14 protein-coding genes, 1 tRNA gene and 2 pseudogenes are annotated in these 16,514 nt (G+C 53.8%); 4 read left to right on the top strand and 13 right to left on the bottom strand.

Annotated features, from left to right (window positions below; all coding sequences use genetic code 11):
* Positions 1–97: 97 nt before the first annotated feature.
* A pseudogene (locus F9C28_RS18000) lies at positions 98–402 on the top strand (DUF441 domain-containing protein); the annotation flags it as partial.
* Positions 403–423: 21 nt separating this feature from the next.
* Here F9C28_RS18000 and F9C28_RS17995 read toward each other — a convergent pair.
* A complete protein-coding gene (locus F9C28_RS17995) occupies positions 424–669 on the bottom strand; it encodes a DUF2545 family protein (protein ID WP_199016656.1) in 246 nt (81 codons plus the stop codon).
* Positions 670–969: 300 nt separating this feature from the next.
* Here F9C28_RS17995 and F9C28_RS17990 point away from each other — a divergent pair.
* Positions 970–1,045: transfer RNA gene (locus tag F9C28_RS17990), tRNA-Lys, on the top strand.
* Between the two features lie 141 nt (positions 1,046–1,186).
* Here the strand turns inward: F9C28_RS17990 and leuE are convergent.
* On the bottom strand, positions 1,187–1,825 hold the full coding sequence (gene leuE / locus F9C28_RS17985; protein WP_199016655.1) for a leucine efflux protein LeuE: 639 nt from the start codon (positions 1,823–1,825) through the stop codon (positions 1,187–1,189).
* Between the two features lie 501 nt (positions 1,826–2,326).
* Between leuE and gap the strand changes: the two genes are divergently transcribed.
* Positions 2,327–3,328, top strand: coding sequence for a type I glyceraldehyde-3-phosphate dehydrogenase (gap, locus tag F9C28_RS17980; RefSeq protein WP_199016654.1), 1,002 nt, complete (start codon positions 2,327–2,329; stop codon positions 3,326–3,328).
* A gap of 60 nt (positions 3,329–3,388) precedes the next feature.
* On the opposite strand, the gene cybB is transcribed toward gap, so the two are convergent.
* From cybB to hrpA, 3 genes are all read right to left on the bottom strand, one after another.
* A complete protein-coding gene (cybB, locus tag F9C28_RS17975; RefSeq protein ID WP_199016653.1) occupies positions 3,389–3,919 on the bottom strand; it encodes a cytochrome b561 in 531 nt (176 codons plus the stop codon).
* A gap of 107 nt (positions 3,920–4,026) precedes the next feature.
* Entirely contained in the window at positions 4,027–4,842 is an 816-nt protein-coding gene (locus F9C28_RS17970; protein ID WP_199016652.1) for a YdcF family protein, read from the bottom strand.
* Between the two features lie 50 nt (positions 4,843–4,892).
* Positions 4,893–8,792: an ATP-dependent RNA helicase HrpA gene (gene hrpA, locus F9C28_RS17965; protein WP_199016651.1), complete on the bottom strand. Its 3,900-nt coding sequence runs from the start codon at positions 8,790–8,792 to the stop codon at positions 4,893–4,895.
* A gap of 208 nt (positions 8,793–9,000) precedes the next feature.
* Between hrpA and azoR the strand changes: the two genes are divergently transcribed.
* On the top strand, positions 9,001–9,606 hold the full coding sequence (gene azoR / locus F9C28_RS17960) for an FMN-dependent NADH-azoreductase (RefSeq protein WP_199016650.1): 606 nt from the start codon (positions 9,001–9,003) through the stop codon (positions 9,604–9,606).
* A 58-nt stretch (positions 9,607–9,664) separates the two neighbouring features.
* Here the strand turns inward: azoR and paaY are convergent, their stop codons facing one another.
* The 8 genes and pseudogenes from paaY to F9C28_RS17925 all read right to left on the bottom strand — a co-directional run bounded on the left by paaY (position 9,665) and on the right by F9C28_RS17925 (position 16,399).
* The gene (paaY, locus tag F9C28_RS17955) at positions 9,665–10,255 is read right to left on the bottom strand and encodes a phenylacetic acid degradation protein PaaY (protein WP_199016649.1); all 591 of its coding nucleotides are present in this window, start codon (positions 10,253–10,255) and stop codon (positions 9,665–9,667) included.
* Between the two features lie 12 nt (positions 10,256–10,267).
* Complete coding sequence (gene paaX, locus F9C28_RS17950) at positions 10,268–11,188, bottom strand: phenylacetic acid degradation operon negative regulatory protein PaaX (protein WP_199016648.1); 921 nt, start codon at positions 11,186–11,188, stop codon at positions 10,268–10,270.
* A 181-nt stretch (positions 11,189–11,369) separates the two neighbouring features.
* A complete protein-coding gene (locus F9C28_RS17945) occupies positions 11,370–11,861 on the bottom strand; it encodes an RcnB family protein (RefSeq protein WP_199016647.1) in 492 nt (163 codons plus the stop codon).
* A 410-nt stretch (positions 11,862–12,271) separates the two neighbouring features.
* A pseudogene (adhP, locus tag F9C28_RS17940) lies at positions 12,272–13,281 on the bottom strand (alcohol dehydrogenase AdhP).
* 375 nt (positions 13,282–13,656) lie between these two features.
* A complete protein-coding gene (locus tag F9C28_RS17935; protein ID WP_199016646.1) occupies positions 13,657–14,202 on the bottom strand; it encodes a YfaZ family outer membrane protein in 546 nt (181 codons plus the stop codon).
* A gap of 489 nt (positions 14,203–14,691) precedes the next feature.
* Positions 14,692–14,988, bottom strand: coding sequence for a VF530 family protein (locus F9C28_RS17930; RefSeq protein WP_408641537.1), 297 nt, complete (start codon positions 14,986–14,988; stop codon positions 14,692–14,694).
* 268 nt (positions 14,989–15,256) lie between these two features.
* Positions 15,257–15,445: a cold shock small protein YmcF gene (ymcF, locus tag F9C28_RS20250; RefSeq protein ID WP_233149152.1), complete on the bottom strand. Its 189-nt coding sequence runs from the start codon at positions 15,443–15,445 to the stop codon at positions 15,257–15,259.
* 708 nt (positions 15,446–16,153) lie between these two features.
* Positions 16,154–16,399 carry a hypothetical protein gene (locus tag F9C28_RS17925; protein WP_199016644.1) on the bottom strand — a complete coding sequence of 82 codons (246 nt, stop codon included), beginning with the start codon at positions 16,397–16,399 and terminating at the stop codon, positions 16,154–16,156.
* Between the last annotated feature and the right edge of the window lie 115 nt (positions 16,400–16,514).

Raw genomic sequence — 16,514 nt, 5'->3', positions numbered from 1 at the left:
TGACGAAAGCAGGTATGCCTGAAAGTGTGCGTATTGCCTGAAAACACAACCCGCTACGGGGGAGACTTACCCGAAATCTGATTTATTCAACAAAGCCCGTCAGGGGCTGTCGTTAGGTATCCTGATCCTGACCCTTGCGGTACTGGCGCCGCTGATCAGCGGATCCCTGCCGCTGAACAGTATGCTGAAGTCGTTAACCGACGGGAAAACGCTTATTGCTATCGCTGTCGGCATTTTTGTTTCCTGGCTGGGGGGGCGCGGCGTGGCCCTGATGTCTGCCCAGCCTAATGTGGTCGGGGCCTGATAACCGGTACCGTGATTGGCGTCGCCTTTTTCAAAGGGGTACCGGTTGGCCCACTGATTGCCGCCGGGATCGTCTCGCTATTGCTGTTTTCCCGTTAGCCGCCGGATGCGGGCCGCGGTTCAGACCCGCTTGCCGGATCGCAACATCAGGGTAAACATCCCCCCAATGGCGGGAGAGAGCAGTGAGAAGACACCGGAGACCAGCTCATTGTCCTGGGTGAGCCAGAGAGTACACTCGTGTATCGCCACCGCCAGAATGATCATAAAAAATAAAGAAGCAAACCCGGCTTTATAACCAGAGACCGATCCGGTGTAATAACTGACGGATAAGATCGCTATAATCACAATAAATAACATGTAAATCATAACTCCCCCTTATTTATTGCCACTGGTGATGTAGCGGCTCCCTGCTGCTGTTATCTACCATATAGCGTATAAATGCCCTGCTGCCGTATGACAGAGATCAATATTCATTAACAAGAAATACACTTAAGCACACGATGATTAACAGTAATATCCGATAAGCCGCCACCGGTGAAATATTCTGCGAATAACCTGATAGTTGAAATAATACCGCAGAGTGATAATGAAATTACGCATACGATTCCATGACAAAATACTTGACCTCTATATTGAGAGGTCTATAGTGCATTTCACCTTACGGATGGGCTGTTAGCTCAGTTGGTAGAGCAGTGGACTCTTAATCCATCGGTCGAGGGTTCGAATCCCTCACAACCCACCATCCTCTTGTTTTCTCTGCATTATGCGTTCCCGGCCAGTACCTGACGCTGACGCTACGCGCGGCTTCCCCCCGCTTTTCTGCCGCATTCAGCCGGGATAAAAAAGGCCCGCCGCAGCAGACCTTTTTATCACCCCAATACTATCACGACTGTAGTGTCGCCAGCCGGGCGGCAAACCCAACAAACAGCAACCCAATCAGACTGTTACCCAGCTTAGCCAGTTTCTTACGGGTCTTCACATAACGGGTAACATACGCCCCGGTGAAAATCAGGAAACTCAGATAGGTAAAGCTTACCGCTTCCAGTACCCCGGCAAGGATCATAAATGCCACTCCGCTATGCGGCGCGTGAACATCAATAAACTGCACAAAGAACGAAACATAAAACAGGATAGCTTTCGGGTTGGTCATACTGAGGACCAGTGCCCGTTTCAGGGTCGCGCTACGGGGCTCCTGAGCGACATCATGCCCGGCGCCTTTTTTGAGTAACGTGGAGTAGAGAATTTTGCCGCCCAGATAGAGCAGATAAAATGCCCCCAGGTAGCGGACAATATTAAACAACACCGGCGTTGTCTTAATTAGCGTAGCCACCCCGGCCCACGCCAGAAACATCAACACCGCGTCACCGATAAACACCCCCAGCGCGGCCAGATACCCCTGGCGAACGCCGTGGGTTACGCTGGTCTTCAGCACAAAAAGGGTATTTGGCCCCGGAACCAGCACAATAAAAATTGCGCCTATCAAATAGGTCCAAAAATTCAGCACCCCTAAATCAGCAAACACATCTCCCCCACTTTTATTAACCTCTGGCCAGTAATCTGGCGAACGTTGATTATGTTACCTCAGCTGACCTGGCGATAACAGGCGGAGTTCACGCCAGCACTGGCCCGGCGGCGACCGCTGTACACGGTTTGTTACGTTGTTTATTCACCGTACGTTACAGCGCGCCTTGCGCTATCCCGTTATGCTGTGCCCGGCGCGATACCGGATGGGTACATCACGTGCACAACGCTGCGCCAGGGGCCATAACTCACCACAGAATACACCGGTTACCGGCAATATCAGGTAAATAATTCACTGCCAGAAAAATAAATTGTCACACATCGCGTTGATATATTTTAAAAAGTCACCTAATCAGCGCGCTGACAGCCATATTTCCCGGGGAAAATAAACAAAAAATAATCATCCTACTGTGACAATTTTTTTATGTTGCCGGAAAGGGTCTGGTGGGCTATCTGTTAAGGTCACCGGTAAATACTGTATTTTCGTCACGAGGATATTGTCATGAGCAAAATTGGTATTAATGGATTTGGCCGCATTGGCCGTCTGGTACTGCGCCGTATTCTGGAGGTTTCCAGCCCTCAGGACGTGGTGGCTATCAACGATCTCACCTCTCCCCGGGTACTGGCTTACCTGCTAAAACATGATTCCAACTATGGCCCCTTCCGCTGGAGCGTGGATTACAGCGATGACGCCCTGATTGTCGACGGCAAAAAAATCGCCGTCTATGCCGAGAAAGACGCCAGCCAGATCCCCTGGGGAAAGCTCGGGGTCGATATTGTGGTGGAGGCCACCGGGTTTTATACCTCCCGGGATAAGGCCCAGGCCCATCTGAACGCCGGCGCCAAAAAGGTGCTGATCTCCGCCCCGGCTGGCGAGATGAAAACCATCGTTTATAACGTCAACCACGATACCCTCGATGCCAGCGACACCATCATCTCCGTCGCGTCCTGCACCACAAACTGCCTGGCGCCGATGGCCAAAGCGCTGCACGATGCGTTTGGTATTAAACTGGGCACCATGACCACCATCCACGCCTACACCGGTACGCAGGCACTGGTCGATGGCCCACGGGGTAAAGATCTGCGCGCCTCCCGGGCCGCGGCAGAAAATATCATTCCCCATACCACCGGGGCGGCAAAAGCGATTGGTCTGGTGATCCCGGCACTGAGCGGCAAGCTAAAAGGCCACGCCCAGCGGGTGCCGGTAAAAACGGGCTCGGCGACTGAGTTAGTCTCTGTGCTGGAGAAAAAAGTCACCGTGGACGAGATCCACGCCGCGCTGAAAAAGGCGACTGCGGATAACGCCTCCTTTGGCTGGACGGATGACGATATTGTCTCTTCTGACGTGATCGGGTCTAATTTTGGATCGATTTTTGATGCAACCCAAACCGAGATTACCGAAGCGGGTGATTTACAACTGGTGAAAACCGTCTCCTGGTATGACAACGAATATGGTTTTGTCACCCAGTTAATCCGGGTGCTGGATAAATACAGCACCCTGTAGTGCGAGTCATGGTGATAAATAATTAAACACAGGCGGGCCATCGCCCGCCGTGCCGCCGGATTAGTGGCGTTTTTTCGGCATCATGCGCAACAGGGTATTGTCATGCCAGAAATAGTGGTGCGCCAGCGCCGCCGCCGCGTGCAGACCAATCAGCCAGTACCCCAGATTGGCCAGCAATACGTGGTATCCCTTAAGCATATCGGCCACATCGAAATCGGCCTCTGCCGCGTGGGGCATCGCAATCCCCCACGGATACCAGGGGCGACCGCGATAATACATCATCACCATGCCAATCACCGGCAGCGCAATAAACAACAAATAGATAGCCAGGTGGCCGAGGTGGGCAAATCCGGTCATCATCGGCGAGGGTTTCGGGACAATCGGCGGCGCCGGGCGCTTAAGGCGCACCACCAGCCGGGCAACCATCAGGATAAGGATCCCTGAACCACAAGAGATATGCACCATATTGAAAACCGGCCGGTAGCTGCGGGGGAAAAAGCCCCGAAACTCCATGGCACAATAAGCCAGAATAACCAGTAAAAATACCAGCCAGTGGATGCCAATTTGTAGCCCTGAGTATTTATCGCGCATTGTGTGTCCTGCTCCCGTCAGTTGATCCAGCAAACATAATGATATTTCGTTAAAATTTCATTAACTTTTCATTTATGCATGTTAAATAACGGCTGTTGAACGGGCGGTTAACGCGCTTTTCCCTGACTGATACGCCGTAACTGCAAAATATCCTGTAGCTGTGGATCCTGGTTCAGTTGCCGCCAGGCCGCCATCACCGCCTCCGGAATATCCACGTGAACGATAAAATCCCGCCCCAGCGGCCCATAACCGTCCGGGGTGTCCTGTAGCCGCGGGATCTCCCCGAGTAACAGCGACAGCCAGCGATCCACCGGCCATAATCCCTGCCGCTCACCGGCAAATCTGGCCCCCTGGGGGCTATTCTCAAGCTGCGGCACCACTCCCGGGTGATTGATCCACGCCGTGTGGCCCGGCATATCGCGCCATACCCGGGCAAAGGTCGCCGCGGTGCGGCGCTGCATGGTCGGGTCCTGGATAAGCACCGCCCGCTGGGGGCTCAGCCCTAATTGCGCCAGCGTATCCCGGGTAAAAGCCGCGTTTTCACCGCAGTTGGTTGAGCGCGATTCACAGTGCAGGCGCGGTGAATCGATGCCGTAAAATTGCCGGGCGATATCGGCAATGATCTGCGCTTCCGGCCGCCCTTCGGTGGCAATGGCCCGGTAGCGCGGATGCCCGGCCACCGCCTGATATAAAAAGGCCGTGGAGTGCCCGATGCCGCCGCTTATCACCACCGGAACATCACGCTGCTGCATCAGTGTGCAGGCCGCGTCAATCACCGGGAGCACTCCGTTCCCCGCCAGCACAATAACCTGGGCATCCAGCGCCAGATCCGCCGGGGCGGCGGCATCCGCTAAGTAGATACTCAGCCGGTTTGCCGCCTCAAGCGTCGCGCCAGACAGCGGCGGGAAATACGATGTGGTCATGGTTGCTCTCCGTGGTTATTCGTGTTCATGGGGCGCCATCGCTGGCGCCATCAGCCGCTGATGCTCTCCATCGCCTGGAGGATACGTTTGTCCGACACCGGGTACGCGGTTCCCAGTTGCTGGGCAAAATAGCTCACCCGCAGCTCCTCGATCATCCAGCGGATCGCCTGGACATCGTCATCGTCCCGCCGGGCGGCCGGCAGTTTATTCAACCAGGGCAGCCACGCCTGCTGTACCTGCTCCACTTTCAGCATTTGTGCCCGATCCCGGTGCGGGTCGATGGCCATCTTCTCGAGGCGTTTTTCAATGGCCTGCAAATAACGCAGGGTATCCCCCAGCCGCTGATAACCGTTGCCGGTCACGAAACCGCGGTATATCAGGCCCGCCATCTGGGCTTTCACATCCGCCAGCCCAAGGGCCATGGCCATATCCAGCCTGCCTTTCAGGCGCTTATTGATATTAAATACCGTGGTCAGAATACGCTCAACCTGCCGGGCAATATCCACCACGGTGTCATTCAGGTTGGCGCGTACCACCTCATGCAGCCGGGCGAATCCCGCTTCGTCCCAGACCGGGCCACCGGCTTCGGCTATCAGTTTGTCCACCCCGCAAGAGATACAATCATCAATCAGGTCCAGCACTTTGCCATAAGGGTTAAAATAGAGCCCCAGCTTGGCTTTGTTGGGCAATTTTTCATGCAGATACTTGATAGGCGATGGGATATTAAGCAGTAGCATACGGCGTAAACCGCGCCACATGGCGTGCTGCTGTTCCTGAGGGTTATCAAACAATTTGATTGCCACACTGTCTTTCTCATCCACCAGCGCAGGCCAGGCTTTCACGCGATAGTTACCGCGTTTCTGTTCGTAGTGATCGGGTAAGGCCCCAAAACTCCAGATATGCAGCCCGCTTTGCTCAATACCGTCATCGGCAACGGCGGAGATAGTTTCCTGAACTTTGTCTTTAAGGCTGGTTTTCAGCGCCTCCAGAGACGGGCCTTCGCGCAATTTTTTATTGTGCTCGTCCACCACCCGGAAGGTCATTTTCAGGTGATCGGGCACCTGATCCCAGTGCCAGTCTTCCCGGTCAATGGTCACACCGCTCATCCGGCGTAGCTCGCGTTCGAGGCTTTCCAGCAGCGGCAATTCCAGCGGCGTGATCCGCCCGAGGAAGGCATCGGCATAATTGGGGGCCGGCACAAAATTACGCCGTACCGGTTTAGGCAGTGACTTGATCAGCGCGATCACCAGTTCCCGGCGCATCCCCGGCACCTGCCATTCAAACCCGTCCTCATTGATCTGGTTCAGCAACGGCAGCGGGATATGTACCGTCACCCCATCAGCATCCGCGCCGGGCTCAAACTGATAACTGAGCCGCAGCTTAAGGTTGCCCTGGAGCCAGAAGTTTGGGTAATCCAGCTTGCTGACCTGCCCGGCACCCTCTTTAATGAGCATGTTTTTTTCAAAATTCAGCAGATCCGGATTGTCCCGGGCGGCCTTTTTCCACCAGCTATCAAAATGGCGGGCAGAGACCACCTCATGGCCAATACGCTGATCGTAAAATTCAAATAACGCCTCGTCATCCACCAGGATATCGCGCCGCCGGGAGCGGTGCTCCAGATCTTCGACCTCCGCACGCTGTTTCTGGTTATCCCGGAAAAAGGCGTGGCGGGTCTGCCAGTCCCCTTCCACCAGCGCATGGCGGATAAACAGCTCGCGGCACAGGGCCGGATCAATGGTGCTGTAGTTCACTTTGCGGGCCGCGACAATCGGCAAACCGTAGACCGTGACTTTTTCGCTGGCCATCACCGCGCCCTGGGCGCGTTCCCAGTGGGGCTCGCTCCAGCTGCGTTTCAGCAGATGCTGGGCCACCGGCTCGATCCACTCCGGCTCAATGCGGGCGGCAATGCGCCCCCACAAGCGGCTGGTTTCCACCAGCTCAGCCACCATGGTCCATTTGGGGGGCTTTTTAAACAGCCCGGACCCCGGGAAAATTGAAAACCGCGCATTGCGGGCGCCGGTGAACTCTTGCTTATCGGCGTCTTTCATGCCGATATGGGACAGCAGACCGGTCAGCAGCGCAGTATGTATTCCCCGGAAATCCGCCGGTTCGCTGTTCACCGGAATCCCTAACTCCTTCACCACCTGGCGGATCTGGGTGTAAATATCCTGCCACTCCCGCACCCGCAGATAGTTAAGATAATCGGTGCGGCACAGGCGGCGAAAGCCGTTGGAGGAGAGCGCTTTTTGCTGCTCTCCCAGGTAGTTCCACAGATTCACAAAGGCGAGGAAATCCGAGTCTTTGTCGTGGAAACGGCGGTGTTTCTCATCGGAGGCCTGCTGTTTTTCCTGCGGGCGCTCCCGGGGGTCCTGAATCGACAGCGCCGCGGTGATAATCATGGTTTCCCGGACACAGCCGTATTTTTGGGCCTCAAGGATCATCCGCGCCAGGCGCGGGTCCACCGGGAGCTGAGATAACTGGCGGCCCGAGGCGGTCAGCTTATAGGTGCCCTGCTGTTCATCGCTGATAATCGCGCCCAGCTCTTCCAGCAGGCGGACACCGTCCTGGATATTGCGTTTATCCGGTGCTTCCACAAACGGGAAAGCGCCAATATCCCCTAACCCCAGCGCCGTCATCTGCAAAATGACCGAGGCCAGGTTAGTGCGCAGGATTTCCGGGTCGGTAAATTCCGGGCGCGAGATAAAGTCATCTTCGGAATAGAGGCGAATACAGATCCCGTCGGACACGCGGCCGCAGCGGCCTTTACGCTGGTTCGCCGAGGCCTGTGAAACCGGCTCGATGGGCAGACGCTGGACCTTGGTCCGGTAACTGTAGCGGCTGACTCGCGCCGTACCTGGGTCTATCACGTATTTGATCCCGGGCACCGTCAGCGACGTTTCCGCCACGTTGGTGGCCAGCACAATACGCCGCCCGGTATGGGACTGGAAGACCCGGTTTTGTTCACTGTTGGACAACCGGGCGTACAGCGGCAGCACTTCGGTATGGCGTAAATTGAGCTTATTCAGGCCATCGGCCGTGTCGCGAATTTCCCGCTCACCGCTCATGAAAATCAGGATATCCCCGGGAGCTTCGTGGCCCAGCTCATCCACCGCATCAAAAATCGCCTGGAGCTGATCGCGCTCGGTATCATCGGCGCTGTCCACCACCGGACGGTAACGCACCTCCACCGGGTAGGTCCGGCCAGACACTTCAATAATCGGCGCATTGGTAAAATGGCGTGAGAAACGCTGCGGATCGATAGTCGCCGAGGTGATAATGACTTTGAGATCCGGCCGGCGGGGCAGCACTTCTTTAAGATACCCCAGCAGAAAATCGATATTCAGGCTGCGTTCGTGGGCCTCATCGATAATGATCGTATCGTACTGCATCAGCAGGCGATCCTGCTGAATTTCCGCCAGCAAGATCCCGTCGGTCATCAGTTTAACGAGGGTATTTTCCCCCACGTGATCATTAAAGCGGACTTTGTACCCCACACAACCGCCGGGCTCCGTTTGCAGCTCTTCCGCAATCCGGTTTGCCACGGTTCTGGCGGCCAGGCGGCGCGGCTGAGTATGGCCAATCCAGCCGGTGACTCCCCGCCCCAGTTCCATACAGATTTTGGGCAACTGAGTGGTTTTACCGGAGCCGGTCTCCCCGGCCACAATTACCACCTGGTTATCGCGAATGGCCTCCAGAATCGCCTGCTTTTTCTGGCTGACGGGCAAATTGTCCGGATAGGTGATGGCCGGGCGCGCCGCAGCGCGCCGCGCTACTTTACCGGCGGCGGCATCAATTTCGCTGGCCAGGGTTGCCAGCAGGGCCCCGGCAGAAGCGGGATTTTTGATTTTTTTGGCCCCGTGCAGGCGCCGGGAAAAACGCTGCCTGTCGCGCAGCATTAGCGAGTCGAGACGTGCCTGTAAATCAGACAGCCCGGGTAGTTTGTTTTCCATATTTGTCTTTTGTGACGCTGAAGCGCGTCGTCTGGTATCAGGTAACATTTATTGCCCCCAGTCTATCACAATGGGGCTCTCTGCGCCTTGTTCAATAAAACTGAACAGTCAGTTCGATTTATTACGCTATCCCTGGCCACGAAATCTGCATAGAGTGTCTGTCATTCGCCGGGCCCCCCGGAACAAACAAAGACATAAGGAATAGACAATGAGCAAAGTACTTGTTCTGAAATCCAGCATCCTGGCCGAGCATTCTCAGTCCAGCCAGTTGTCCGATTATTTTGTTCAGCAATGGCGTGAAAAACACCCGGCAGATCAGATTACCGTACGGGATCTGGCCGCACAGCCGATCCCGGTACTGGATGGCGAGCTGGTCGGTGCCCTGCGCCCGAGTGACGCACAGTTAACCAAACGTCAGCAAGAAGCGCTGGCGCTTTCCGATACGCTGATCGCTGAACTGAAAGCCCATGATGTTATCGTGATTGCTGCCCCGATGTATAACTTCAACATCCCGACACAGCTGAAAAACTACTTCGATCTGATTGCCCGCGCCGGTGTAACTTTCCGTTATACCGAAAAAGGCCCGGAAGGCCTGATCACCGGGAAACGCACCATCGTACTGACCAGCCGTGGCGGGATCCATAAAGACACCCCAACCGACCTGGTGACCCCGTACCTCAATGTGTTCCTTGGCTTTATCGGCCTTACCGCGGTTGAGGTTATCTTCGAAGAAGGTATCGCTTACGGCCCGGAAGTGGCAGCAAAAGCCCAGACAGAAGCTAAAGCGGCAATCGACGCTGTCGTCGCCGCCTGAATATCGCAGTAACCGGTCTTGACCGTGCCAGGGTAACCCGGCACGGTTTTTTTTATTCTCAGGAAGGCTTGTTCACGATGCCGTCAAACACTAGCCGTTTGCGGTCAGCCTCCGGTTCCTGCAGTGGCTCTACCTGGTGCAGGCTCTGTTTGCAGCGGACCACCAGCGCCTGATACTCCCCGGTACCGCGAATTTTCCACGCCAGTTCATCATCCCGCAGCGGGCGAGTCGCCTTTGCCGGGCTGCCCAGGATCAACTGCCCCGGGGCAAATTCGGCCTGGCTTTTAACAAATGCCGCGGCGCCAATGATGCAGTTCTCGCCAATCACCGCGCCGTCCATCACCACCGCATTCATCCCTACCAGCGCATTTTTACCAATCCGGCAGCCGTGCAAAATCGCGCCGTGGCCGATGTGGCCATCCTGCTCCACAACGGTGTCCTGTTGCGGGAAACCGTGCATCACGCAGTTATCTTGTACGTTAGCGCCGTCATTGACCAGGATACGGCCAAAATCACCGCGCAGGCAGGCATTGGGGCCGATATAAACCCGGTGGCCAATAATGACATCGCCGATCAAGACCGCGGTTGGATGAACAAAACTGTCATGCGGCACTACCGGGGTAAGACCATCTATCTGATAAATAGGCATTATTTCTCCTTATTATGATAATCCACCGAAACGCTGATACCAGGTGCTGTCTGGCTGCGGGAGATCGCCCACCGAGGTTTCCCCCACCTCGCTGACAAATTGCAGCGCACCGGGCGCCACGCGCTGGTAGATATTGATACAGAGTTGCCGTGCGCTTTGCCCCTGCCAGTGAGGGGGCAACAGGACATCAGGCAACATGGGATCTTTGAGTACCACGCGCCGGTAAAAATGGATCAGCAAAAGTTGGATCAAGAAACAGCGCTGTGGGGTTAGCTCCTCAGGTTCGGTCTCTTTAAGCAGCGGCAGCAGTGGCCGGAATGAGTCGATAAACTCGCCGTAGCGTTCATTTTTCTCCGTGAGCTGCCAGCACTCCTCAACCCGGGATTTGAGCGCAGCCTGGGAAAGTTGCAGCGGGGAGCGGGCCTCAAAACAGATAACATTTTCCGCTACACCGCTTTCATGCAGCAACGCCTGAACATCCGTGAGATTTTGTGAAGGGGACGCCATCAGGCTCGGGGCCAGAGTGCCGAATCCCTGCCAGATCAGCTGGTTTTTCACCTGCTGCAGGGTGCTTTTCTCCAGCCCTTCGGACAGTAACAGTAGCCAGGTACCGTCCCAGGCCGGCTGGCCCGCCCGGTAAATTTTCGCCGCTGCGCGGCGGGCCTGGCGGTAGCTGGACTCCGTCATCCGGTAATAACTGCGCCGCCCTACCCGTTCCACCTCCAGCCAGCCGTCTTTATTGAGCCGGAATAGCGAAGTACGGACAAATCGCTCCCCAAACCCCAGCCCGGCCAGCAGCGCCGTCAGGCTTCCCAACCAGATCTCTCCGCCCCGGTGGACCAGCGCGTCCCCGTAGAGCGAGGCAATAAGCGAGGTGCCACTAATGGGTACAGAGGCCACCGCCTGGCGGATAAACTGGTCGAGTTTACTCATTTGATTCACACCTGAAGCAGAAAACTGAATAAGTGAATCGTACCACAGGAAGGTCATGATTAACGCGCTGTATTAACACGATAATAACAAGGTGAGAGGAGGGTCACGCTGCGGCGCGGAAACGGAAACAAGACAATCGCGCAGGCGCTGGTTGCGCCTGCGCTTAACAATGGACCGGTGCTCAGTTACCGGTTACCGCACTGTAGACAATAGCGCTGATAATCCCTGTCGCCGCGGCCACCAGGATATAGTTGCCGTCAATATATGACCAGTAACCGTCATGTGGTGGCTCCGGCAAGCCGCGATCGCGCCAGTCATCAATCCGGTAATGGCTCCCCCGGTATTCCTGCGGCATCGGGTATCCCCTGCGGAAATCATGGCCGCCAGAACGGAAATAGTCACGGTGAGCCATGGTATGGCCACCACTGAACTGCGGACCATGATGGTTATCCCGTGAAGGCTGGTGGTTATCACGATGATCATCATGGTGGTCATCGTAATGGTTATTATGGCTGTTATCGTAGTGGTTATTCTGTGCACCACCCTGCGGCCCCCCTTGTGGGGCATGCTGCCACTGTTGCTGATCGCCACCATGCCCGCCAGGACCGTCAGCCCAGGTAAACGGCGCTGTGACGCAGGCGGCCACGAATGTCAGAGCAATTAATTTTTTCATCTGTTGTTGTCCTTCCGGATGTGATAACGCCGTTTTAGACGGTAAACATGGAGGAAAAATGGAGCCTGACGGTTCTGAGAAAAGTCCTGGCACAAAAGGATAATGGTGCTGAAATACGCTTCCCCCACCGATAGGTATATTCCGGCGGCGAGCTAGCGGGCGCGATAAGCGCGGGAAAGGTGGTACAGCAGCGAGACTGTTACAGTTTGAAACATATAATTGGTTTTATTTGTCATACAAATAAAGATAATAAGGACTTCTGACGTATACCCCGCAACCTATTAACCGGCACCGGGGGGAAGTGGTGCCGGTTTTTTTAATTACTCCGCGGCTCCGGTTTATTTCAGCGCCCTTATTTGCCGCATCCGCGGCTGGCTATTCAATAACCGAAGTCTATTACGCCAGAGGGATTAGTGGCGCAGATCGATAACCATACGCCCGCGAATTTTCCCCTGCTCCATCTCTTTAAAGATGGCGTTAATATCATTCAGCGGACGGTAAGCGACTTTAGGCACCACTTTACCTTCAGCGGCAAACTGGAAGGCTTCTTCCAGATCCTGACGGGTGCCCACCAGTGAACCGACTACCTGGATACCATCCAGTACCAGACGCGGAATATTCAGATCCATTGATTCGGACGGCAGACCCACGGCCACAACGCGGCCACCGGCACGCACCGCATCAACCGCAGAGTTAAATGCCGATTTACCTACCGCAGTCACCACGCAGCGTAGGCACCGCCGGTGTGGGCCTGAATGACTTTCGCCGCATCCTCAGTGGCAGAGTTTACGGTTAAATCCGCCCCCATCTCCTTCGCCAGCCCGAGCTGGGCGTCGTTAATGTCAATAGCAATAACTTTGGCGTTGAACACATTTTTCGCATACTGAAGCGCCAGGTTACCCAGACCACCCAGACCATAAATCGCAATCCACTGGCCGGGTTTAATCCCTGAGACTTTGATGGCTTTATAGGTGGTGACACCGGCGCAGGTGATGCTGCTGGCCGCCGCAGAGTCCAGCCCGTCAGGGACCTTCACCGCATATTTCGCCACCACAATGCACTCTTCCGCCATGCCGCCATCCACGGTATAGCCTGCGTTTTTAACCGAGCGACACAGTGTTTCATTGCCACTGTTGCAGTATTCACAGCTCCCGCAGCCTTCATAAAACCAGGCGACGCTGGCACGATCACCGGGTTTTAATGCGGTAACGCCAGGGGCAACTTTGGTGACCACGCCGATCCCTTCATGGCCCAGAACAACGCCTGTTTTATCACCAAAGTCGCCATTTTTAACGTGGAGATCCGTATGGCACACCCCGCAACATTCCATTTTCAGCAACGCTTCACCGTGCTCCAGAGGGCGCAGCGTTTTTTCTTTCACTTCTACCTGGTGATCCTGAGTGACGATTGCAGCCTTCATTTTTTACTCCTTCGTGAACTGTGATGGTTCGCTTACTGGCTGATACAACGCGGCCGGTTTGCCTGTAAGCCTGGCATAACCCACACCAACAGGGGTGAATAAGCGAAAATTCTGCCGGCAGTCTGCTGGCCTGAGGTAATAGTCATTCAAATACTAATGATTATCAAATCATTATTAATCTTTTCAGCAACATAATGGTTAAGTTTTATTTACGCTGTAACCAGAGGTTAACGACGCCACCGGGGCTGACGCCCTTTGACACCGGCAGAACATGCGCTTTTTTTGTGACTGATGACGGGAGGGAAACTATCGCCGACGGGAAACGCAAAAAAAAGCCGCCGGAGAATCGGCGGCTGAGATGTACCAGAGGAATTATCAGAACGTAACGCCAGCCCCGAGGTAAGCACCGTCCACAATGCTGTGCTTCGGATGGCCAGAATTTCCATCCACACCCGCGTAGCGGTAACCGGCTTTAACGGTAACCAGGGAGATCGGGCTCCAGCTGATACCGCCATCCGCTTCCGTGTAACTTTTTACGCTGTTGGTCATGCTGTCCGGCGCAACATAGCCTTCACCGTAGATAGCGAAATCCATCGGCAAGTCGATTTTAAATCCGCCGCCCACCGGGAAAGCCATCCCGTCATCGCCTTTTTTAGGGTTCAGGTAAACGGCCTTTGCCCCGGCATTCAGCATCACCGGGCCGAGGTCAAAATTGTAGCCAGCCCCAACACCGCCGTATTTACCACCGTCGTCGGTGTCCCAGGTCCAGTTACTTTCCAGGTAGATCCCGCCCGTCGATTTCCCCATATCCACGTTCAGGTTAGTGAAGTTTTTACCCTGCTCAATCGATCCGCCAATCGCCAGTGCCTGACCAGAGGCCACCAGCAGCCCGGTCAGGGCAATAATTTTAAAACGCGTCATTCTTGTTAACTCCGTTGTGCCACTCATAAATTTTGCGCGGGGATTATAAGGCGTTGTTTCATCTGGCGGCATCAGGTAATTCTCTTTTTGTATACCAAATCGTAACGCCAGCCATCGCTCACCAAACCACCATAAAGCAACAAACGTCGCCGTTGTGTGGCGATTTAGCCGAAAACGATACTGAACAGGCAGGAATAACTTTTTGTGTGGCGGTGTTTTTTTCGTCCGTATGACGGTCTGGTTAACATTGCGTTACATATGCAGCAGTAGGTGATACAACAAAAAATTGAACTAATAACAAATATATTAATTGCAATTATAATGATTACATAAGCAATTTATGCAAAGGTTAGGTATCAGCAAGTGCGTATCATCAATAGCGCTGAAAACAATTCTTTTTATAAACACTCGTTATCTTGCCCCGGCGCTCTGTCACCGGGGCTTTTTTTATATCTGAAACCTGGCCCCGGTGGCTATCACAAGCGGCAATCACTGAGCGTCTGGTTTTTTTTGTTTCTCACGCCAGCCGCCCCACGGATCGTCCTCAGGAGGAGGATTATCGGCCAGAGAGTCCAGATACAGGGTTTCCACCGCCTTGCGCGCCCAGGGAGTACGCCGCAGAAACTTCAGGCTGGACTTTACGCTGGGATCGTTTTTAAAACAGTTAATATTGATGTGCCGGGCCAATTCATCCCAGCCGTAACGCGCCAGAAGCGCCTGTAAAATGGCTTCAAGCGTCATGCCGTGCAAAGGGTCGTTAGAGGTGTGGTTCATTATCTGCACCATAAAAAAGAAAAATTGCGCCCACCATACTGGCTGAGGTAACGACACGCAACAGATAACCCCCTTCTCTGCCCGTGGCTGTAACGGTCGCGCACAGCGCGTACCGGGCAGGGAGGTGATAATAGACGATTTACCACACCCTGGGGGTGTGGTAACAAATAGGAAGTTTATTCGACAGGCAGGAATTTGCAGATAAGCATCAGTGCTGTCCAGTAATAATACCAATACCGTATTTTATCCGGACAGCTAATTCCACTTAACTCGCGGGATATTATTTATACAACTCTGTCTGTGGCGCTTTAGACGCCATGTAATGGGATATATTATCTAATGTAACCATAGGTGTTTTACAAAAGATACACTTCGCCCCAAAGGGGTTTTTCTCAGTCACATCATAATTAGATGTTCTGAATTGTGAGCCATGGCAGCATGGGCATCGGAAATTAATATGGTCAGTCATGATGTTAGCCTTCTTGTGCTACAACATTCACTACCGCTGAGGCGTTTAGCCGAACTTAACTGGAAATTTTCTCAGTTCTCAATGTTAGTACGGAAGCGAGTACGGAAATCACTGTCTTACCGGTCAGGATACGAAGATATTTTCGTCATCTCTGCTGGTGGTTCCTGCTTTTCAGGATTAATCGGCTTAGCTGTTTCAGGGCTACGCGTTGTGATACCAGTGATTATATTAGAAATGCTGTAATTTTGGTTATTGTTAATTAGCGCTACGCTAATGTTGGTTTGACTTCACTTACAAATAATAGTTCAAAAAAAATATACGAAGATGAGATCAAATGCATAGCTTCCATTCATTAAGGCACAGGTAATGTTGTTTAGCAAGCATAAAAAAATGCATTTTTGTCTGCCCGCCTCGCATTGCAGGCCAGAAGCCATGCGCCGCCCGTATAGGGTGATGTTTTCGGCACCGTTTTACAGGCGCTCGCTGCGCGTTATCGCATCAGTTGCGGTGATTTCTGGCTAGTTATCATTACCCGTGCAGCAATAGTTATACTATGCTTATTACTTCGCTGGTCGCTGTTCATCTTCTGGCACATTCAGCACAGCACGTTAGCGAGGCAGAATCCGGTGCCCCTTCCCCGCTGTATTATACTGTTACCTTCTGATACTGAACGTGCAACTCACCGCCGGCAAGCAGTTAATTCCGATATTACCAGCAGCTGGCCTTCTCGCAATTTTTGGTGTTGAACTTTTTTATATAGCTAAACAATGTTTCACGTGCAACACCCGCAGAATTTACCTGCTTCTCAGGATGGCTGTTATCGACGTAATCCGTCTCCCAGCGCCAAATCTCCTGCGATGTCCCTACTGAGACAGTGATTCGCCCGTGAATAGCATGATCAAGGCCGTCTTTATTAAAAACATACTCTTCAACAATCCGCTGTGGTGTACTCATGTAATATCCTTATTCAATTAGGGAAGGTGCGAATAAGCAGGTCATTTCTTCCCAAGCTGACTCGCTGATTAAAATTTCGCGGATCTGGGCCGATTTTTTTCCCGCAAACACATCG

Origin of the sequence: Shimwellia pseudoproteus (assembly GCF_016415625.1) — a bacterium.
Taxonomy (GTDB): Bacteria; Pseudomonadota; Gammaproteobacteria; order Enterobacterales; family Enterobacteriaceae; genus Shimwellia; species Shimwellia pseudoproteus.
Note: the sequence above shows the minus strand (reverse complement) of the source record. Positions and strands in the feature narration are given on the sequence as shown.